Below are 19,814 nucleotides of genomic sequence, written 5' to 3'. Positions count from 1 at the left end.
ATTTAAGCTATGATTTATAGAAAATAATAACTTGGAGGGACCTATGAACGATTCAATAATAGCACAAGTAATTCTCCAGATGTTTGTTCTGCTTTTAACTGCTAAGGTGCTAGGATTTCTCTTTAAAAAAATAAATTGTCCAGAGGTTGTAGGGGAGTTTTTGGCGGGGTTAATTTGGGGACCATCTTTTATGAAATGGATGTTACCAAATATTTATAATTTTATATTCCCCATGAAATTTGAAAATCTTGACCAAACGGTTATGGGAATAGTAACACTATTTGGATTTCTAACAATGTTGTCATTGTCTGGAGCTGAAATGTCAAACTTTCCTCGAAAATTAAAATGGACGATTTCATGGCATACGCTAATAAGTTTACTTACATCTATTATTTTTGGCTACGCGATTTTATGGTTAGTGCCTATGGTAATGATTAAACCAGATATTCCTTTGTTCCATGTTGGGATATTTATATCTATTTGTTTGATGATGTCTGCAGTACCTATAATCTCTAGAGTTCTTAATGATTGGGGAATAGCATCTAGTAAAAACGGACAGTTTCTATTATTCTCGACTATCGTTGTAGATTTTGTTGGTTGGATTCTGTTATCAATAGGAATTTTAATTACATCTTTTCAATCTACAAAATACTCAGTACTTACTATAACTAAGAATGTATTTGTAATGGTAATAGGTGTAATTCTACTAATGTTAATAGGAAGGATACTGATAAATATTATTAGTAGAAAAAAGCTTAATTTTCTATTTTGGCCAGCATTCTTAGGCTTTAGTGTATATACTCAATTTGTCACTAAAATTAACCTTTATTTGGGAGGATTGTTATTTGGATTAACAATAGCGTCTATTCCACAATATAGAATGAAATTAAAAAAAGGATTAAGCGGTTTTTCAAATGAAGTTTTTACTCCATTATTTTTCGCGATGGTAGGTCATCATGGAAATATATTAATATTTAAAAACACAGAAATATTATTATTTACAGTAATTTTTTTAATTATAGGTATGATTGTAAAACTCATTCCATCACTTATTCTAAAATACTACAAATTTAGTTGGAATGATTTGTGGATGATTACGCTATGTTTAAATGCTAGAGGTGGGATGGAAATATTTGTTGCAACTACAGGATTATCAATAGGTATCTTTAACAATGAGATGTATACAGTATTAATTACCACTGCTATATTAACTGCTATTACATGTCCTTTAGTTATGAATATGTATATGCAGAAAGTTAAAGGAAAACATAAAACAACTAATCAAAAATCTATTAATTTAATTTAATTTGCAATGTCCTAACGTAAACAGGAGGTGGAAATTTGACTATTAATGTTAAAGCTATTATTGGTAGTACAAGTTCCAAGTCATACAACCTTAAACTAGTTAGATGGTTAAAAAAATACTATTCAGATAGACTTGAGATAAATCCAGTATTTGTGAATAATTTAGAAATGTTTTCAGTTGATTATAAGAAACATAGTATTCCAGAAAATGTTAAAATATTTAAAGAAACAATAAAAAACTCAGATGCACTGTTATTCGCAGTTCCAGAGTATAACTTTTCCATTTCAGGTGCTTTGAAAAATGCTATTGATTGGCTGTCGTATGACGATGAACTTATTGTTAAGGGCAAGCCTGGATTAATAATAGGATCCTCTACTGGAATTTTAGGAAGTGTCAGAGCTCAAATTCATTTAAGAGAAATTCTTTCCAATCCATCTTTAGCAATAAATTTAATGCCTGGCAATGAAGTTTATATAGGGAGAGTTCATGAAAAAATAAATGAAACAGGCGAATTAACTGATAAAAGCACAAAAAAGTTCTTAGATACTGTTATTAATAATTTCATTGAGTTTAACAACAAATAATATAAACAAGATAGTAGAAATATAAGACACTCATAGGATTTTTTAAGAAAAAATGATGAGTGTCTTTAATAAAATTATCTCTTACTAAAATGATAAGGATGTCCTACATTGAAAAATCCATCACCGAAGGAGAAGTAGTTAGTCAACGTGGTTGAAGTAATTTTTTAAGTAAACTTCATACTAGTATTCTCCCTATGTGTTACATCTATTATTATATAAGTTAGAGCCTTCCTACACTTGCTTATGTGACAAGGCTCTTATACGTTTATAACTCTCCTAAAACATTTAATAAACGAATAAATTATTTTTTATTTATCTATTTATTTTTATCACTCAAATTCTGAGGCCCTTGAGAAGTATCCTCTATTAATAACCTTTTTTATTCAGTAAATCTCGTATTCTATCAGCTTCAAAAAAATCTCTATTCCTTTGATTTCTCGGACAATTCAATCATTACTAGCGAGTATTATGATACACCAGAAAATGAAATCCTAAATATTATTTACTTTTTATCCAATGCGGAATATCAATTAGATATGGAATATAAAGAAATGTTTAACTTTTAAGAAAAGAAATGCATATTCATTATTTTATGAGTAAGAAAATGAAGTCATTTGGAGTGATATTTACTGTTTTATTATTTGGTATTGCAGGATTATAAGATTCAGTATATTTGTTTCACTCGTCAATTGAAAAAGGGGGGAGATTTTTTGTTTTAATTATTCGTATAATATAAATTTTACGAATAATATAATATAGACAAATAAAACTACGTTTAGTATTATTAATATAATACTAAAAAATGACAAAAAAGTACTTTGTCTACTGTCTAAAAATACGTCTGCAAATTGCAGGCGTATTTTTAGACAAGCTATACAAAAAAGATAGAATTTTTAATTTACCTGCTTTCGTATGATTACGAAAATAAAGATTCTAAACTAATTTGCCTTTCTTTTAGTTATATTACTTTGTTCTTTTATGCAAAATTAAACTAAATAGAATGGAATGGAACTTTAAAAACCAACGTTTGTAATTTTCTAAATTTTATGATTGTTTCTTAATAAGTAGTGAAAAATCCTTGAACATTAACTTTCACCGGCGTTGTCAAATCATTACTTATTTCAAGTCTCCAGTAATGATCGTGATTAGCTGTATAATTTGTGTACCAAGTGGCTCCAGAATTATCTCCTTGATTACGCGCCCAAGGAGTTCTGGCGTTGTCATGAGCTCTTTGAGCTCTTAAATCTACAGTATAATCCCCACCCACGCTAAATAAAGAATAATGGATCGATTCAACATATTGTATAGTTCCGCTCACCCGATCCCAACCTGTATATGCAGAACCGTTAAAAGGTGCCACATTTACATTAAATCTAGTAACCTTAGATGCCGCCTGAGTTACCCCCCCAGCAACTAGTAGTGCTAGAGCTAATCCGAGAATAACTCCTTTACTTTTTTTCATATCTATATCCCCCTTTTTAATTTTTTCTCATTATATAAATGAGGTTAATATAATTATAGGAAAATAATAGCATTTTTACAATACCATTACCATATTTTTTCAAAATGAAACCAATTATTGAAAAAAATACATAAATATAATAAGCTAATAATATATACTTTTTTATAAATCCGTAAAAAGGAGTAATGATAATGCTAAACAGACAGCTAAGAACTGAATTTAAACGTTCTATTAATAGTAAGAATCTATTAAAGTGGCTAATTATTATATTAATAATTCCACTTAGTTCATTTTATCCTATCAGGACAGGATACCTTTATTATTCCTCTGTTGAAGTCTTTCAAGAAATGGTTGGATTAATAATTCCTATGATTTTTCCTGTACTAGTAGTATTCATATACTTACCTAACTTTGTACTAGAGCAGAAAAATAACTTTATTACATACACTCGGTCTAGAATACCAATAAACCAATATATCTTAAGTAAGGGTCTAATGAACGCATTTCTAACAGGTACTATTATATTTTTAATGGTCTTTTTTTCTTTTGTATTTGCAGTATATATTGAACCTAATATATTACATGTGATATCGCTTACACCGGCTGACGGAGGTAATTATAATTATAATGTTACATTTTCTCAACTTTTAGTGTACGGAGATTTTGTTTACGGAATAGTTTATTCATTATGGGTGGGTTTAAACGCGTCCTTATACTCAACTATTTCTTTCTTATTATTACTAATAATAAGTAGAACCTTTATTGGGTTATCCTTGCCATTTTTGTTTTATCATATCTTCAATTTTATTACGGCTATAATTGTTGGTGCCAGATTCTCTCCCATAAGTACTATATTTCCATTTAACATTGAACAACAGGAAATTTGGACAGCAATGATACCTTTTGCATTTCTTTTGATAGTAGCAATTATTCTATTAATTTTAGTGGTTCTAAATAAGGAAGATTGGAAGATTTAGTATGGACATTAAATTTTCAATAAGAAGATACTTTGATGAATTATTAAGTGTTAAATGGTTAGTAATAGGGATACTTATTTTCTTTTATGGTACTTTGTTAAAGAAACAACTGGTAGAGATTGCTTTTATTAATGGTATGAAAATTAATAATTGGGACATTTCTCTATATTTATTTAATGATATGTATATAATAATTTATTTTGTAGTTCCTATAACTTTAATTCTCTCTACATCGACTATCTTAGGGCACTTTAATTATGAAGTATTAATTCGTATAGGATCAATAAAAAAATGGATTTTGAGCTCTTTTAAAAGATTTTGGATACAATCCTCTATATTCTTAATGATATGGGTTTTTATGTGTCTATTTTTAACTATTGGACTTCCTAATTCTTGGAGTTGGAGTCAATTCAGTCATTTTGATAATCTAAATAATGTTCTTAATGGAGTATCTATCAATTTTTCAACACCTTTAATAGTCTTTATTCTTCAATTAATTTTGTTTGCTTTCGCAATCTCTGTGCTACATATGTTATTGTCCATAGTTTATGTGACCTTTAAAAATAGAAATATTCTCCTTTTAATGTGTGTAACTATATTTGTAGGGGGGATAATAGGTTTTAAAATAGTACCAAGCGAGTATTCATATTTATCACCTACAACTTATTTATCAATTATAAAATTTATTCATTCGTTTAATTCACCAATACGGGGATTAATCATTCTAATTTGTGAATTGGTGATTATTTCTACCTATTTGTATATTATTGACTTTAATAATAAGAGATATTTACAATTACTAAAATCATATGTATCATATATAATTTATATTTCTTTGTGTATTATGGGAATATTATCTTCTGCTGTTAGTTTAGATTCAATAGATGGTACTATATTTGATGTTTGGGTTATGTCTTTTAGAGGAGCGAGTGCAGAAAGTTTTTCTTATGCTGGTTATTTTTATTACTCAATAGTATATTTTGGTCTAGTCTATTTAGTGAATTTTACTATTAACAACGAATTAGATGTTTTAGGATTTTATAGGATTATTCGTTTTAGAAATTTAGAGAAATGGTTTTGGAGTTGGTTCAAAAGAATTTTATTAACTATTACTTTTTTTCTCTTTCTATTATTAGCTTTGTCTATTATAGTGGGGATACTCACAGATAGAGACTTTCAGTCTAAAATTACGGTGTTTGAATCTTCATTATATCCAGTTTTTTATCATTATTTTATAAATGGATTCTTGCAAATCGTTTTATATATTTTATTTGTATTTATTGTATCTTGGATAAGAAGAGAAGGAAGTCACGGGATAATTGTAGTGAGCATTTTTATGATTTTAATGTTACCAGGAATTAATCAGTTAGGCGTAATTCCTGTAGGATTAAATAGCATTGTTTATTTAGAAAGTTATTCAACATTAAGAATAACCATGGTCTTATTAATTACTAGTCTTGTAGTATATTCTATTATAAAATACCTTTTTACTAGAAGTGTAAATAGGTAAATGGAGGCGAAATCATTGTCTATTATTTCAGTAAGAGAAGTAAGTAAAAGCTTTAAGGGAAATGTATTGTTTGATAGTGTTAGTTTAGATATTGAAAAAGGGAAAATATATGGATTTGTAGGTCCGAATGGTTCAGGAAAATCAGTCCTTTTTAAAATGATTTGTGGATTTATATTCCCAGACAAAGGAACTATAACTATTAGAGGATCTGAGATAGGAAAGAGTAAAAGGTTCCCAGAAAATTTCGGGGTTATTATAGACCGTCCAGGTTTTATTGCTAATAAGAATGGTTTTGAAAATTTAAAAGAGCTATCATTGATAAGAGGGAAAATTAATGATAAACAAATTATTCAAACAATGCAGTTAGTAGGTTTAGATCCGAATTATACTCAAAAGGCTAAGGATTATTCCCTAGGAATGAAGCAGAAGTTAGCTATTAGTCAGGCAATTATGGAGAATCAGGAAGTATTAATCTTAGACGAGCCATTTAATGCATTAGATTTGGATAGTGTTAAGAGAGTCCGTGATTTATTACTTCGTTTTAAAGAGGAAGGTAAGACTATTCTTTTAACAAGTCACAATCAAGAAGATATAGAAATATGTGATGTTGTTTACAGGATTAATAGTTCTAAATTAGAAAAAGTTTAAATTCCGCTTTAATGTTCTAAAGTAATATTGGTTCTTCTTTCATTTCACTCCATAAGTGGAGATGCTTTTTTGTCAAATATAAGTCATTCATTATTAAAAATTAAGGTTGAATAATGTACTGGTTTACTTAATTTTAGACGTTCTTCATAACGCTCCTTACAGAATTGGAGACCTTCGTTGGCCGTTATAGGTTTTATGCTACCTGCTGGTAATATTTTTAGAACGTCAGAGGATTCTCTCCTTGTATGGAGATTATCCGAAAATTCAGATAAGGATTATGTTCGTCGATATTGGGCGAAAGCAGATAGTGAAAATTGCCTAATCGATATAAACTTTTGTGAGGGGTCTCGAAAGGAAATTTGTAATACCAATTATTGCAATAGTGTCAGAGTTTGCCTACCCGACTCAATCAAAAGAGTTGCCATATGTTAGTCACTTTCAGGATGGATATCTTCACCAATTTTTTCATCTATCTTTTTTGGTTCGCTTGGATTCCCATTGATGCAAACCAATGTATTATTTGCTAGTGTTACGCAATCAATAATTCCTTCTAGATTATTGGGAAGAGTAAATTCAATTTTATATAGTATCAGAGTGATAGCAATGCCTATCGGAACTCTTTTAGGAGGATATCTAGCAACAGTAGTTGAAAGCCGGTTAATATTTTCTTTAACAGGTTTTGGGATACTTTGTATTCCAATAATCAGGGTAATTAATCCAGTCTTAAGATAATTACCAAGAGCACAGAATTTACATACAGTAATCAATGAAAATATACGAATAAACATAATAATATTAATAATGAACATGCGTTGACTGCTGCAACAAAAATGGGCTTAAAATTCTTCTGAACTAAGAAATTTGTTCTATATTGAGATAACAGAGAGATTATTTTACGGATTAACTAGATATCTTTCTCATCTTAATAATGAAACTAATGAATTGGTAGAAGTAAAAATTAAAATTGATAGTAATGATGAGTATGACAAATTATTTCTTAATGATAAGATAATTGAACAAATGAATGTATATTCTGCATATAAAAATAAAAATTATAGAGTAAGCAAAGTAATAATATTACAAGACTCCAGTAAATCAATACCCCTTAAATCATTGAAACTTTTATTGGTATAGTAGTCTTATTCTTACTCGAAGAAAGTTACTTAGAGGAGATTGATCGTACTATTGTTAAATGTGATTTGGAAAAATCTCAATCAGTCTGAAAATATTACCAATCATCGGTTGATAGTCTTGAGAAAAAAGTTCATATTCTTCATGTTCAGATAGATATCTATTTATTAGATTTAAGACCTGTTTTTAAATTTTTGGGTAGGATTCCGTGAGATACTATCTCCTCTCACGGATTAGTATTTTGACTTTACCTTTGCTCAATTTTTCATATAGCTTCACTAATTGGAGTTTAAATTCGGGAGTAAAAGTTCGACGTTGACTTGTCATTTTAGCAAGCTCCTTTTATTTGTCTAAGTTTACCTCCCCTCCCCTTATCTGTCAACTTAGTGTAGCCTATTCATATCTCATTTAACAAAAGCAATAAAGAACAATCTGATAACAGAACTAATTAAAATATTCACTTAACGAAACCTTTATTGTATCACTTGTTTTTTCTCTTTTTAGTTTAATTACTTCTGGAGATCCCAAAGAAGAAAAGTATAAAGATTCTGGAAGTAATAAATTATTTTCTTGTATACTCTGGAACGCATCCGCTAACTTTTTATGTTTTGAGAACAATTCCCTATAAATATTATCTCTATCTCGTAAGATATCTGTATAATCATTTATTTCTTTCTGCCCCTTAATTTGAAAGAAGTCAATTAAGGGAGATTTTATATAATCATTTAGACGTTCTCCTCTTTTTATTAAATAGGAATCCATTGAATGAATCGGTTCTAATAAATAATGAGACCGATATGTTTGTAAAATAATATCATCCCAACTATTTAAATAGTATTCTGGAGCTACACCAGTCAATGCATTTACTAAGTTTCTTATAAGACCACTTATAAATGTCATAGCTTTTAAACCATCAATTGGAAAAAAGGTTCCCAATACAGATACAGAAAGATTACCTAAAAAAAGAGCTGCCGTATTCATATGGGTACCATGTAGTACTTGAGTTTCACATGCACCTAGTAAAGTAATTTGTGGAGTATGCATTATATTCTCTATTTCAACCGCTGTAATAAAATCATTACCTATATGAAGTTTCCCTAAATCGTCTGTAGAATCATAAGAACCGTGACCATAATAAATCATTATTACAGGTTTAGTTTCCTCAATTATTGAAATAAATTCTTCCTTAGTTGAAGCTTCCCTATAATTAGCTTTAGTATTAATTTGCATTAAATACCCATCTATTTCTTTCTGTAAAGCAAGACCTAATCGATATAATCCATCATTTTTATTTAAGGTATTTACTATTAGAATGCTTAAATTATCTTTAGATAATGTAAACTCATTTCTATGTACATAAGAGTGAGAGATTAATCCATTACCTGGTGTAATTGGAACCCTACTAATTTTCTTTTCAACACATAAAGGCAATCCGTTAAAATTCGCCCATTCCACTGGCATATCTGATAAGTAAGCGTCAAACTATACCCACATGGTTTGACGCTTTTTTATATGCGATAATCTCCTAGAGATTACACATAATGGAGGTTTTGCTATATGAAGAGATCCGATCTTAGAGTTGAATGGGAAAAACGGATTGCTAACTATATGACAAGCGGACTAAGTGCTTCAAATTGGTGTGCAGCCAACGAGGTCAGTATTCATCAATTCTGGTATTGGAAGAAGAAGCTTAAAACAACCGAAGACACGTCAAATACCCCTTCACAATGGATTACATTAGAAATGGATGAAACAATGACAGACTCTCAATCTAACATAGTTGTTCATGTTGGTCACGTAGCGTTAGAGGTCAAACAAGGCTTTGATCCCCAGCTGCTTGTAGATGTGGTAAGGACACTTCAATCCATATGCTAAATGCATCAACGATTGAGAGTGTCTACCTCGCTCGAGGTAGCACGGACATGAGAAAATCCATTGATGGATTAGCTATCATCGTTCAGATGGAATTCAATCTAGATCCCTTTTCATCGAGTCTTTTTGTTTTTTGTAACAAGAAACGCGATAAACTCAAGATTCTTCATTGGGATACCAACGGATTTTGGTTGTACTACCGAAGACTCGAACGTGGAACATTTCACTGGCCATCTGATCATGGGAGCTTAGGTCCGTATAAAATCTCACGTCGCCAATTGAATTGGTTGTTAGATGGTTTATCATTAGAACAGACAAAAGCACATCCCGTCGTTTCTGCAAAAACTGTCGTTTAAACATGAAATTATGAGAGTAATCGGTTGGATCTTATAGTATAATGAAATCATGAAAAAGACAAAGAAAACAGCAAACACAACTCCTACAATTGAAGAACTTCTCGAGCGCGTTCAACTCTTGGAACAGAAAAACGCAGACTTAGAGGCGAAGCTAGAAAAGGAAAAAAGTGAATCTGAAGCCAAGATTAGTTGGTTACAAGAACAGCTTCGCCTTCATCAGTCTAAACGTTTTGGTGTATCTAGCGAAAAGGGCATTCCAGGTCAACTGGAACTAACTCTTTTTAATGAAGTTGAACAAGAAGCGGACCTCGCATCACCCGAACCTACCGTAGAAACCATCACCTACCGCCGTAAGAAGAAACGCGGCCAACGTCAGTTGATGTTAGAAAATCTGCCTGTGGAAACGATCGATTATCGTTTATCCGATGAAGAGCAGGTCTGTTCGTGTTGCGGTGGAAACCTGCATGAAATGAGTACAGAAGTCCGTCAGGAATTAAAATATATCCCAGCTGAAGTAAAAGTGGTGAAGCATGTGCGCCATGTTTATTCATGCCGCCATTGTGAACAGGAGGCCATTGAAACGCCGATCCAAACCGCGCCCATGCCGAAGCCAGTCATTGCGGGAAGTCTCGCATCTCCATCTATGTTGGCACATATCATGAGCCAAAAGTATGTAGAGGGACTTCCTATATATAGACAGGAAAAACATCTACATCGTTTGGGTATAACATTATCTCGTCAAACGATGGCTAATTGGATGATGTACGGAGCAGATCGTTGGTTAAGCAAGCTATATAGTCGGATGCATCAGCTCCTAGTTAAGCTTGACATTGTTTGTGCGGATGAGACAACTCTTCAAGTGCTTCAAGAGCCAGGTAGATCCGCTTCATCTAAATCCTATTTGTGGCTATACCGTACAGGTGTCGAGGGATCTCCCATCATACTATATGATTATCAAGAAACCAGAGCTGGAGAAAATCCAATGAACTTCTTAAAGGAATTCAAAGGCTTTCTTCAAGTCGACGGTTATGCCGGATATCATAAAGTAGAAAACGTAACACTTGTTGGTTGTTGGGCTCATGCCAGACGTGGTTTTACCGATGTCTTAAAAGCACTGCCTACAAATAGTATAAAACCAGTCGCTGCGACCGAAGGTCTCCAATTCTGTAATCAACTTTTCACGATTGAGCGAAAGTTAAAGGAATTAGAGCCGGAAGAACGGTATAAACAACGTCTAGAGCAAAGTAAACCAATACTAGACTCTTTTTTGTCATGGCTAAAAGTACAAGAACAACATGTGTTGCCTAAAAGTGGTCTCGGAAAAGCTATTACATACTGTCTAAACCAGTGGGATAAGTTAGTGGCATTTCTAGAGGATGGTCGATTAGAAATCGATAACAATAGAAGCGAAAGGGCTATTAAGCCAGTAGTGCTTGGAAGGAAGGCTTGGCTGTTTAGTAACACACCAAATGGTGCGAGAGCCAGTGCCATCATATACAGTATCGTGGAGACAGCGATCGCAAACGGATTGAATCCATATTACTATCTTCGCTATCTATTTGAGCAGCTTCCCAACTTGGATCTGACAGATCATGATAACCTTGACCAACTACTTCCTTGGTCAACGACACTACCAGTGTCTTGTATTTCATTTAAAAAACTTAACTAAATAATAACCCAGGCCCCATCTAAAACATAGGTGGGGTCTATTTGACGCTTACCCAAAACTTAAAAATTTAATTGAAGCAGCATACAAGACTTTTGTTCGTTAAAGAAGGGAAGTAATGTTTATTCAAAAAAGAAAAAATAACCCTCAGGTTATTTAATGAAAAGAATAGGAAGAAAAGGAGAGTAAGGTGTTTATGGCATTTTGAAAATTCCATTAGATCATGAACTAAAGAAAAAATATATTTTTAATCATGAAGATAAAAAAGAATTGATTCCACTAGGTAAAAAGATACTAAAACTCATAATTGTGATTGCTGTAATTAAAATAACAAGAGTATTTTTGGTTGTAAACAATACTGTTAATAAGACTATAACTGAAATTTTCGCAATTTCTCCTCCTGAAGAGTTATTTCGTTTTTTTGCTTTAATGATTATGGTTTTTGGATTTATAATATTGTTTTGTCTTTACTTAATAAAAGGAAAAAATGTTATAAAACATCAATTATTTATGTACATTATGTTATTTTGTATAGTTGATATGTTATTTATTTATATTTTTCCAGAAATTCCATCATCCATATTCAAAGCAATATTTGGAACTGCTTGATAAAACGTATCAACAAAACAATAAGTCTTAAAAACTGTTACGAATCAATTATATGATAAAGGAGAAAAAAATGAATAAACGTCAAAGAAAAAAGAAAATGAAAAAATATCTACCGATCATTGCTGATGAAGCTAATTTACTTACTATGACAGATAATGAAAGAGAACAAGCTTTTAAGGATTATGAAAATTACAAAGAGAAATTTGCTTATAAAAAAAATTACAAAAATCTTAAAGAAGGAAAGCCATTGCATTATTTTTTTCCTGTTTCACAACGCTTAAATGATTTCCTAACCAGCGTGTCTTCAGTTGCTAGAGGAACAAGTAATACAATTAAAGTAACTCAAACTATGAATGACTTTATCCAAAAGTAAATCTGAAAGTAAAGTAGATAACTTATATGCGGTAGAAAGGAAGATGAAGAAAATGGGATTTGTAATTAGATCCAAAACAGGATTAATATTTGAAACAACGGAAGTAGGAAAAACAGGGGAACAAACTTTTGATACAAAAGAAGCTGCAGAAACAGCATTAGAAGAAGTTCAGAAACTTTATAAAGATGAAGAATTTTATGTAGTAACAAAAAAGTAGATAACTATTGGAAAGGACTAGGAAAATGGAGTTAAAAGAATTTAATCAAGAATATGAAAATATTATGCATTCCAATTTTTCTAATGATGAAAAAGTTCATAAGTTAGCAAATTTAATGACTCAAATGGAAGGTCGATTTTCTATTCCTATGTTAAAAAATCAAGAGTGGGAAAACGAAAATAGAAAAGTAATTGCCTTATATAGAAAAATATCTAGAAGTAGGATTTTTGATTAGTTACAGTTCGAAACCATTGTTTATTAAATAACTATGAAGGAGTTGATACAATGGAAGCTAGATTCTTCAAATTCCCTAATATAACTAATTTTGAAGAAGTTTATATAGTAATTGACAAAGAAAAGAAAAGATTGCATATGTCTCCTGTAAATTATACAGTTAAATGTCTAGATTGTGGTTATGAAACAACTGAAATACATACACAACATACTAATTGAAGCAAATATAGAGAAGCAAGGTGACTTTGTTATAGATGAAAACAATAAGACAATTGGTAGTGGGAAAGAAGTGTTACGTCAATTCGCAGGCAGCTGAATAAGGTCTGTTTTTTTGTTTATCAAAAGAGTTGTATGAATAAAATGGTACCTGTAGTTAGGACACTTGAAAAAGAGTGTTTTATCTACAGGTATTTTTTTATATACTTAAATTACTAAAAAGGGATTAGGAGACAACATGAGTAAGATAACATTTTCAACGAAAGAGATAAAAATGCTTAAAAGGAATCCAAATGTACAAAGTGTCAGTGAGCGAGCTATTACCTATACGGATTCATTTAAAAATAGATTTATGGATGAGTATCTAGGTGGAAAACTTCCTCGACAAATCTTCATGGAAAACGGCTTTGATGTGGACGTGATAGGAATGAAGCGAATGGAACAATCCGCATACAGGTGGAAGAAAGCCTATGAAAAGGATGGGCTAATCGGACTCACAGACTCAAGAAAGGCCGGTTCTGGTAGACCATTAAAGCGAGAACTTACGCCGTCTGAAGTGATTGAAAGGCAAGAAGCTAGAATTAAGCTATTGGAGGGACAGGTAGAGTTATTAAAAAAGCTAGAAGTGACAGAAAGGAGGCTGCTAAACGAAACAAAAAACCTAGAACCAAGTAGAGTATATCCATTAATTTCTGAGACCATTAAACAAGGTGGATTTAAGCGTATGACCAAGTATTTTTGCGATCTTTTAAAGGTTTCTCGTTCTGGATACTACAGCTTCCTTCAAGCATATACTCTCCGAGAAGCGAGAGAACAATTGGACTTGGAAGCGAAAGAAGTCATACTAAAAGCCTTTAATCGACGGGGATATAAGAAAGGCTCCCGGTCCATAAAAATGATCTTGGAGAATGAATATAACATTATATTTAGTCGTAAAAAGATCCAAAGAATCATGAAGAAATATGGAATAGTCTGTCCTCATAGGAAAGCAAATCCTTATAAAAAAATCGCTAAAGCTACAAAGGAGCATCAAGTCGTACCAAACAAGCTAAACAGAGAGTTTAAGCAGGGTATACCAGGAAAAGTTTTATTAACGGATATCACTTATTTGCCATATAACGGAAATAGTATGGCTTATTTGTCGACCGTAAAAGATGCTTCCACAAACGAACTCCTAGCTTATCATGTTTCTGACCGTATTACCTTAGATATAGCAACGAAGACAATCCAGAAATTGATGAACAACAAGAAAGTTATTTTACATAAAGACGCCTTTATTCATTCAGATCAAGGAAGTCATTATACGAGCCCAAAATATCAAAGGTTATTAAAAAAATATGGTCTAGGCCAATCAATGTCTAGAAAAGGAAACTGTTGGGACAATGCGCCTCAAGAGTCATTCTTTGGTCATTTAAAAGATGATGTGGACTATCAATCTTGTAAATCCTTAAAAGAACTAAAGGCAAAAATAAATCATTACATGGTTTACTATAACAATTATCGATATCAATGGAATTTAAAAAAGATGACCCCTATTCAATATAGGAACCATCTTCTCGTTGCTTAATCTCTTTTTTTATTGTGTCCTTGACATGGGTGCCAGTTCAGTTTCTACAGCCTTCTCTTTTATATCTATCGACACAATTCAATCATCTTATAAGCAATATATTCAGAGATAAAATGAACTCCGTTTTTCAAAAATAGGCAATGAAGATTCTGAAATTATTACAACTATTATAGTAATGAGCTGAAAATCGAATAAACAATTAAGCATGAAAGCAACTATTTCTCATATGTGTTCTATTTCTAACATGAGTTTGAGATGAATGAGAATTGTATATACGTGGAAAGAGTAGATTTTTCTATTAAACTTCATTCTATTTCTTTGAGGGGGATAATTCTAACTTGTTCATATCTATTATAAAATTGTAGGTCAATAAAATATCTAACCCTAGAAGTCCTTTATGATCTTTAGGGAGAATTCCTACATCCACTTCAATGTCCTTCACTATAAACGTATCAATTTGAATTTCATCCATTATTTTAGTATAAAAAGGCACTGAGCCACCTATCCCATAGGCTTCATAAATATTGTCTCCATATTCATATACTACCCCTATCTCTTCTAAAATATCTGGGCTAATAACTGTGTGAGATGAGCCTGTATCAATAATAATATCATTCACTTGTAGTATTCTTCCGCGAAAAGTAATAATGAGAGATGTTGTTAGGAGTTGTCCATCAGATGAAATTTGCATTAAATTCGTCTCGCTCTTAATAACGGGTCTTTACGAATATGGACAATACATCTCTCGTTCGATGTATGGTAAACAATGTTGCCTTGTTTTACTTTAAAGAACTCTTTATTAGCGTTTTCACTTGAAATAGAGCGAATGGGTGCTACTTCATCGATTATTTTTTTTCCATTTTCCTCATGATAGTCGAGGATTGATAGTAATACAAATTGATTAGGAAATAATTCTCTAACTTCTTGCCACTTCATAATAAATCCCTCCTTTTTATCTTATTATAAACGATTAAACTACGAAATTAATACTCAATTATGTTTTTTAAAAACATAGATAAAAAAAGAAGTAGGGGAGGTTATGTTTTACTGCCTTCCCTATTTGATTGAAATGTCTATCGATACAATTCAATCATTTGATCAGCTATATACTCGGAACTAAAATGAACGCCATCTTTCAACCACCACATGATGATTCCTAAAGTGGAAGAGGCAAGGATATCTAATGATAAAGTGGTTTCTGTTGTGGGAGACTCTTCTCTCACACGTTGAATGACAATCGAATCCTTTAAGACCATCTGTAATTTTTTCTTAAAACCACTATGTTCAAAAAGGACGGCAAATAATTTTCGATGTTGATAAAAATAATCTAAAAATAAAATTAGACGATCACGGTTATTTTTCTTATCTAATTGTAAAATAGGTGATGTTTCCAACAACAGGTTGTCGAAAATATCGTAAACCAGTTGCCTTAATAAATCGTTAATATCGAGGAAATGCAAATAAAATGTTGCTCGATTTAACTCGGCTCTTTTAGTGATTTGTTGAACAGTGAGTTTTGAAATATCGGGATTCTCAATTACTATATCTATAACGGCTTGTTTAATCATTCGTTTAGAGCGAGCAGCACGTGGATCTTCCTTTTTTTGTATCGTCATTTTTAGTCCTCTTTATCTATTATTTTCTGTTTTATTGATACTTTTTATAAATGTGTTGTATAGTAAACAGAATCTAAGAAATTGTGAATGGGCACTATATAAAATAAATGTTATTCTTTATTTTATTGACATATTGTAAAAAAAACAAGGGAAGAAAGGATATTCTTTATGCCAGAATCTATCAATAAAAAGGTTTTATTAACAGTGCTTATATTAGGTTGTTTTTTATCAACACTAAATCAAACACTGTTAAACGTTGCATTAAGTAGTTTAATGGATATATTTTCAGTATCAGCTCCAACTGTACAGTGGCTATCAACAGGATTTATGTTAATTAACGGGATATTGGTCCCAATTACCGCATTTTTAATGAAGCGTTTTTCAACATGTCAATTATTTATCAGCGCCATGTTATTTCTATTAATAGGCTCCATTTTATGCGCAGCAGCGCCTACATTTTCTATCTTACTTACGGGACGTATGATACAAGCTATTGGTGCAGGAATTATTATGCCATTATTAATGAGTGTCGTTATGTTTATTTTTCCACCAGAAAAAAGAGGCAGTATGATGGGACTAATTGGCCTCGCTATTATATTCGCTCCAGCCATTGCACCAACATTAGCCGGTTTTGTCATTGAATACTATTCATGGCGCTGGTTATTTATCGGTCTAATACCACTTGTCGTAATCGTTCTATTATTATCCATGAAATATTTGATCAATGTTTCAGAAACGGCAAAGGCTAAGCTAGATGTTGTAAGTGTTATTTTATCCACCATTGGTTTTGGGCTAATTTTATATGGATTTAGTAATGCGGGGAGCAGAGGATGGGATGACAAACTCGTTATTATTACTATCCTAGTAGGGATTATCACTACTTTCCTATTCTGTCTAAGACAAATGAAGTCTTCTGATCCATTACTCAACTTAAATGTATTTAAAAATAAAGTATTTACACTAACATCAATCATTAATATTATCGTCACGATGATGATGTATGCAGATATGATTTTATTACCAATCTATCTTCAAGATGGACGAGGATTTACGGCGTTTAATGCAGGATTGCTACTATTGCCAGGTGCAGTAATTAATGCTTTTATGTCGCCTGTTACTGGAAAAATGTATGATCGTTTTGGAGCCAAACCATTATTCATTATTGGTTTGATCTTCATCATTCCTTCCATGTGGGTGGTTACCGATTTAACAGAGACAACAACCTTTGTTTTTCTCATGATACGAACCATTTTTCTTCGAATTGGTTTAAGCTTTATTACAATGCCATTGAATACGGCTAGTTTGAATGCTTTACCAAAGGAACTGGTAACACATGGTACGGCCGTGAATAATACATTACGTCAAATAGCAGGTGCAATTGGAACGGCAGTAGTTATAACTGTATTTACCGCACAATCAACTAGCCATGCAGAGACACTAATGCAAGAAACACCAAATGCAACAGCTGAAGTAATCCGCAAGCTTGCTTCTATATTAGGTTCAAGTGATGCGTATTATTTCATGACCATTTTAGCTGTAGTGGCATTGATATTAACTTTCTTTGTACCATCTAAAGCGAAAATAAAACAACAAGCATAAATTATTAGCCAGTTCCAAGCGAACTGGCTTTTCTCATAGAGCCTGAAGAAAAAGAAAATACGTGTTTTACATAAAGAGATTCTTTGATATAATGGAAAAAATTGAAAATTCTTTCAAAGGGGGATAGTTGATGGAAAATGGAAGAATCAAAAAGACTTAAAAAGAAAAGCTGGCTTAAATATTGTATATGGAGTATTTCATTTCTCTTATTAATCGGTGTTGGTACATACATATATTATCAGCATTATTTTACAGATTCGATCGAGGGTTCTTTTGTATCGGTAGAGGGGGAGGCTATCGATCAAAGTATCGAAAAAAGTAAAAGTAAAGAAGTGGAAGGCGAAGTTGACATAAGCAAAATTGATTATGACTATTGGCATGAGGATCGAGTTATTTCTACCATGCATGAGATGACGCATCAAAAGGTGAGAGCCGATCAAAAATGGGGAGCGGTTGAAATGACAGAAGAGCGAATAGACATGCTTAATGACATCGTAAAAAATAGCACTTACCATAATAAAGATGCTTTATTAAAAATTTTGTCAAAGTGGAAAGAAGGAGATTTTCGTACAGCAGATGAGGATCATAACGCCCTTTGGAGTCTACAAGACGGTAATATTGGGAAAGCAACTGGAATATTGAGTGAAGAAGAGGAGCAAGAATTTATCGAGAAAACATTTAAAACGCAAACAGATGATGAGGGAAATGAATGAGTTCGTCTTTATAAGGAAAAAAAATTTCGTCCTGTTTGATGATTTTACTCTCAGGCAGATGATTCTAATAGGAAATCACATCATAATGACCAGTTTTCTTTTCTTCACCAGGAATTCGAAGAACCATTCGAATGAAATGATAAGGAGGATTATGTGCTCCCTCAAAGCCGACATGTAAGGCCACCTCGTATGTATCTTTTTGTTCATTAAAGATAATGGTTTCGATTTTTGCATCCATATAAAGCTGATTATCACCATATCTCTCCATGATTTCCAGAATGCTTGGGCCGAGAAATCTTAAGAAAGCAGATTCTGTACGAATATTTCTTAATGTGTTCACTCTTACCAATGAGCTTTCGATATTTAATTTAAATTAGAGAAACTTTAAAGAATATCAAAAGACACAAGAAGTTTAAAATGATCGCAGTAATACATTTTAGAAAGGGCTCTTTTAGAACTATAGCACCTATACCAAGAAGTATCCCAATAAAGGAGACCATTGGATAAATAACTATCAATAGTAAAAAGAAGGGTTCAAACAAATCAGCTATGAAATGGATAGTTAACACAATGTAGAAACTTAAAATTGCAATAATATTAATAGCTACACAAATATAGGATAATTTATTTGCCGGCAAGGTAAAACCTCCTTGTATAATCTTTCTTATCCACAATTTTATAGTATTATTTTTGATACTATTATTTGGTGTTTATTGTAAAAAAGTATATTGTTATATTTAGAATGATAAAACACCTAATAAGAGAAGTCGATTTCTTTCCTATTTACTAAAAACAATTATTAGTCGATAATCAAATTTTGCTTGAAACAAAGTAAGGTTAAAGGAGTACTAAATTATGGAATTTTTCTGGTTCGGTCTACTATTTTGGTTATTAATAGGTGTCTCATCCTTATTACTATTATATGGTCTGTGGTTGGCATCATGGAAAGCTTTATTCATTAGTGGATTAGCCATATTGGTTCCATCTCTCTATTTTCTTGGAGCTGAAAATTGGTTAAGAATAGTGGTAGTACTACCGATATTTCCATTTCTGTTGGCATATAGAATGAAAAAAAGGATATAAAGATTGAAAGTATTGATAGATTTGTTATGAATATAATCGATAATCAATATTTGAATTTCTTTAGCGAGGGGGAAA

23 protein-coding genes are annotated in these 19,814 nt (G+C 31.8%); 16 read left to right on the top strand and 7 right to left on the bottom strand.

Annotation, left to right across the window (positions count from 1 at the left end; translation table 11 throughout):
- The first annotated feature begins 43 nt into the window (after positions 1-43).
- A complete protein-coding gene (locus ACWNMZ_RS24305; protein ID WP_251630113.1) occupies positions 44-1,306 on the top strand; it encodes a cation:proton antiporter in 1,263 nt (420 codons plus the stop codon).
- 35 nt (positions 1,307-1,341) lie between these two features.
- Positions 1,342-1,890 (top strand): NADPH-dependent FMN reductase, encoded by a 549-nt coding sequence (locus tag ACWNMZ_RS24300; protein WP_251630114.1) that lies wholly within the window; start codon positions 1,342-1,344, stop codon positions 1,888-1,890.
- A gap of 1,057 nt (positions 1,891-2,947) precedes the next feature.
- On the opposite strand, the gene ACWNMZ_RS24295 is transcribed toward ACWNMZ_RS24300, so the two are convergent.
- Positions 2,948-3,352 carry a hypothetical protein gene (locus ACWNMZ_RS24295; protein ID WP_031540085.1) on the bottom strand — a complete coding sequence of 135 codons (405 nt, stop codon included), beginning with the start codon at positions 3,350-3,352 and terminating at the stop codon, positions 2,948-2,950.
- 191 nt (positions 3,353-3,543) lie between these two features.
- Between ACWNMZ_RS24295 and ACWNMZ_RS24290 the strand changes: the two genes are divergently transcribed.
- From ACWNMZ_RS24290 to ACWNMZ_RS24280, 3 genes are read left to right on the top strand one after another with little or no spacing between them, the layout of a single operon-like run.
- Positions 3,544-4,329 carry an ABC transporter permease gene (locus ACWNMZ_RS24290; RefSeq protein WP_031540089.1) on the top strand — a complete coding sequence of 262 codons (786 nt, stop codon included), beginning with the start codon at positions 3,544-3,546 and terminating at the stop codon, positions 4,327-4,329.
- Between the two features lies 1 nt (position 4,330).
- A complete protein-coding gene (locus ACWNMZ_RS24285; RefSeq protein ID WP_031540090.1) occupies positions 4,331-5,839 on the top strand; it encodes a hypothetical protein in 1,509 nt (502 codons plus the stop codon).
- Positions 5,840-6,487: an ATP-binding cassette domain-containing protein gene (locus tag ACWNMZ_RS24280; protein ID WP_031540091.1), complete on the top strand. Its 648-nt coding sequence runs from the start codon at positions 5,840-5,842 to the stop codon at positions 6,485-6,487.
- Between the two features lie 428 nt (positions 6,488-6,915).
- On the opposite strand, the gene ACWNMZ_RS24275 is transcribed toward ACWNMZ_RS24280, so the two are convergent.
- Complete coding sequence (locus ACWNMZ_RS24275; protein ID WP_031540093.1) at positions 6,916-7,296, bottom strand: hypothetical protein; 381 nt, start codon at positions 7,294-7,296, stop codon at positions 6,916-6,918.
- A gap of 766 nt (positions 7,297-8,062) precedes the next feature.
- The gene (locus tag ACWNMZ_RS24270) at positions 8,063-9,073 is read right to left on the bottom strand and encodes a hypothetical protein (RefSeq protein WP_155986789.1); all 1,011 of its coding nucleotides are present in this window, start codon (positions 9,071-9,073) and stop codon (positions 8,063-8,065) included.
- A 102-nt stretch (positions 9,074-9,175) separates the two neighbouring features.
- Here ACWNMZ_RS24270 and tnpA point away from each other — a divergent pair, with 102 nt between their 5' ends.
- The 8 genes from tnpA (at position 9,176) to ACWNMZ_RS24230 (ending at position 14,728) form a co-directional block, all read left to right on the top strand.
- Positions 9,176-9,493, top strand: coding sequence for an IS66 family insertion sequence element accessory protein TnpA (tnpA, locus tag ACWNMZ_RS24265; RefSeq protein WP_031540353.1), 318 nt, complete (start codon positions 9,176-9,178; stop codon positions 9,491-9,493).
- Positions 9,487-9,846: an IS66 family insertion sequence element accessory protein TnpB gene (gene tnpB, locus ACWNMZ_RS24260; RefSeq protein WP_031540354.1), complete on the top strand. Its 360-nt coding sequence runs from the start codon at positions 9,487-9,489 to the stop codon at positions 9,844-9,846. Before tnpA ends, tnpB begins: the two co-directional genes overlap by 7 nt.
- A 49-nt stretch (positions 9,847-9,895) precedes the next feature.
- Positions 9,896-11,515, top strand: coding sequence for an IS66 family transposase (gene tnpC, locus ACWNMZ_RS24255; protein ID WP_048717388.1), 1,620 nt, complete (start codon positions 9,896-9,898; stop codon positions 11,513-11,515).
- A gap of 201 nt (positions 11,516-11,716) precedes the next feature.
- Positions 11,717-12,121 (top strand): hypothetical protein, encoded by a 405-nt coding sequence (locus tag ACWNMZ_RS24250; protein WP_048717103.1) that lies wholly within the window; start codon positions 11,717-11,719, stop codon positions 12,119-12,121.
- 70 nt (positions 12,122-12,191) lie between these two features.
- Positions 12,192-12,494 (top strand): hypothetical protein, encoded by a 303-nt coding sequence (locus tag ACWNMZ_RS24245; RefSeq protein ID WP_031540348.1) that lies wholly within the window; start codon positions 12,192-12,194, stop codon positions 12,492-12,494.
- A 52-nt stretch (positions 12,495-12,546) separates the two neighbouring features.
- Positions 12,547-12,711, top strand: a complete 165-nt coding sequence (locus ACWNMZ_RS24240) for a hypothetical protein (RefSeq protein ID WP_155986805.1) — start codon at positions 12,547-12,549, stop codon at positions 12,709-12,711.
- 25 nt (positions 12,712-12,736) lie between these two features.
- Positions 12,737-12,946 (top strand): hypothetical protein, encoded by a 210-nt coding sequence (locus tag ACWNMZ_RS24235; RefSeq protein WP_031540349.1) that lies wholly within the window; start codon positions 12,737-12,739, stop codon positions 12,944-12,946.
- Positions 12,947-13,399: 453 nt separating this feature from the next.
- Positions 13,400-14,728, top strand: coding sequence for an IS3 family transposase (locus tag ACWNMZ_RS24230; protein WP_449598674.1), 1,329 nt, complete (start codon positions 13,400-13,402; stop codon positions 14,726-14,728).
- A gap of 310 nt (positions 14,729-15,038) precedes the next feature.
- On the opposite strand, the gene ACWNMZ_RS24225 is transcribed toward ACWNMZ_RS24230, so the two are convergent.
- From ACWNMZ_RS24225 to ACWNMZ_RS24215, 3 genes are all read right to left on the bottom strand, one after another.
- The gene (locus ACWNMZ_RS24225) at positions 15,039-15,419 is read right to left on the bottom strand and encodes a retropepsin-like aspartic protease (protein WP_031539818.1); all 381 of its coding nucleotides are present in this window, start codon (positions 15,417-15,419) and stop codon (positions 15,039-15,041) included.
- Positions 15,419-15,664, bottom strand: coding sequence for a hypothetical protein (locus ACWNMZ_RS24220; protein ID WP_031539816.1), 246 nt, complete (start codon positions 15,662-15,664; stop codon positions 15,419-15,421). The genes ACWNMZ_RS24225 and ACWNMZ_RS24220 overlap by 1 nt, the downstream gene beginning before the upstream one ends.
- Positions 15,665-15,801: 137 nt before the next feature.
- Positions 15,802-16,344: a TetR/AcrR family transcriptional regulator gene (locus tag ACWNMZ_RS24215; RefSeq protein WP_031539814.1), complete on the bottom strand. Its 543-nt coding sequence runs from the start codon at positions 16,342-16,344 to the stop codon at positions 15,802-15,804.
- Between the two features lie 168 nt (positions 16,345-16,512).
- Between ACWNMZ_RS24215 and ACWNMZ_RS24210 the strand changes: the two genes are divergently transcribed.
- A complete protein-coding gene (locus ACWNMZ_RS24210) occupies positions 16,513-17,943 on the top strand; it encodes a DHA2 family efflux MFS transporter permease subunit (protein WP_031539813.1) in 1,431 nt (476 codons plus the stop codon).
- Between the two features lie 137 nt (positions 17,944-18,080).
- Entirely contained in the window at positions 18,081-18,656 is a 576-nt protein-coding gene (locus tag ACWNMZ_RS24205; RefSeq protein WP_031539812.1) for a DUF6241 domain-containing protein, read from the top strand.
- A gap of 64 nt (positions 18,657-18,720) precedes the next feature.
- Here the strand turns inward: ACWNMZ_RS24205 and ACWNMZ_RS24200 are convergent, their stop codons facing one another.
- Complete coding sequence (locus tag ACWNMZ_RS24200) at positions 18,721-18,996, bottom strand: DUF3888 domain-containing protein (protein WP_155986784.1); 276 nt, start codon at positions 18,994-18,996, stop codon at positions 18,721-18,723.
- A gap of 515 nt (positions 18,997-19,511) precedes the next feature.
- Between ACWNMZ_RS24200 and ACWNMZ_RS24195 the strand changes: the two genes are divergently transcribed.
- Positions 19,512-19,739: a hypothetical protein gene (locus ACWNMZ_RS24195; protein WP_031539807.1), complete on the top strand. Its 228-nt coding sequence runs from the start codon at positions 19,512-19,514 to the stop codon at positions 19,737-19,739.
- Positions 19,740-19,814 lie beyond the last annotated feature (75 nt).

The organism is Niallia sp. Marseille-Q9988 (assembly GCF_976954375.1).
The sequence above is the reverse complement of the archived record's forward strand: the minus strand, read 5'-3'. Positions and strand labels throughout refer to the sequence as shown.

Coding starts and splice junctions, on each gene's coding strand:
- ACWNMZ_RS24205 (WP_031539812.1), top strand. CDS start 18,081: ATGGAAGAATCAAAAAGACTTAAAAAGAAAAGCTGGCTTAAATATTGT.
- ACWNMZ_RS24280 (WP_031540091.1), top strand. CDS start 5,840: ATGGAGGCGAAATCATTGTCTATTATTTCAGTAAGAGAAGTAAGTAAA.
- ACWNMZ_RS24285 (WP_031540090.1), top strand. CDS start 4,331: ATGGACATTAAATTTTCAATAAGAAGATACTTTGATGAATTATTAAGT.
- ACWNMZ_RS24220 (WP_031539816.1), bottom strand. CDS start 15,664: ATGAAGTGGCAAGAAGTTAGAGAATTATTTCCTAATCAATTTGTATTA.
- tnpC (WP_048717388.1), top strand. CDS start 9,896: ATGAAAAAGACAAAGAAAACAGCAAACACAACTCCTACAATTGAAGAA.
- ACWNMZ_RS24230 (WP_449598674.1), top strand. CDS start 13,400: ATGAGTAAGATAACATTTTCAACGAAAGAGATAAAAATGCTTAAAAGG.
- ACWNMZ_RS24245 (WP_031540348.1), top strand. CDS start 12,192: ATGAATAAACGTCAAAGAAAAAAGAAAATGAAAAAATATCTACCGATC.
- ACWNMZ_RS24215 (WP_031539814.1), bottom strand. CDS start 16,344: ATGACGATACAAAAAAAGGAAGATCCACGTGCTGCTCGCTCTAAACGA.
- ACWNMZ_RS24210 (WP_031539813.1), top strand. CDS start 16,513: ATGCCAGAATCTATCAATAAAAAGGTTTTATTAACAGTGCTTATATTA.
- ACWNMZ_RS24305 (WP_251630113.1), top strand. CDS start 44: ATGAACGATTCAATAATAGCACAAGTAATTCTCCAGATGTTTGTTCTG.
- ACWNMZ_RS24225 (WP_031539818.1), bottom strand. CDS start 15,419: ATGCAAATTTCATCTGATGGACAACTCCTAACAACATCTCTCATTATT.
- tnpB (WP_031540354.1), top strand. CDS start 9,487: ATGCTAAATGCATCAACGATTGAGAGTGTCTACCTCGCTCGAGGTAGC.
- ACWNMZ_RS24195 (WP_031539807.1), top strand. CDS start 19,512: ATGGAATTTTTCTGGTTCGGTCTACTATTTTGGTTATTAATAGGTGTC.
- ACWNMZ_RS24290 (WP_031540089.1), top strand. CDS start 3,544: ATGCTAAACAGACAGCTAAGAACTGAATTTAAACGTTCTATTAATAGT.
- ACWNMZ_RS24235 (WP_031540349.1), top strand. CDS start 12,737: ATGGAGTTAAAAGAATTTAATCAAGAATATGAAAATATTATGCATTCC.
- ACWNMZ_RS24240 (WP_155986805.1), top strand. CDS start 12,547: ATGGGATTTGTAATTAGATCCAAAACAGGATTAATATTTGAAACAACG.
- tnpA (WP_031540353.1), top strand. CDS start 9,176: ATGAAGAGATCCGATCTTAGAGTTGAATGGGAAAAACGGATTGCTAAC.
- ACWNMZ_RS24275 (WP_031540093.1), bottom strand. CDS start 7,296: ATGTTCATTATTAATATTATTATGTTTATTCGTATATTTTCATTGATT.
- ACWNMZ_RS24295 (WP_031540085.1), bottom strand. CDS start 3,352: ATGAAAAAAAGTAAAGGAGTTATTCTCGGATTAGCTCTAGCACTACTA.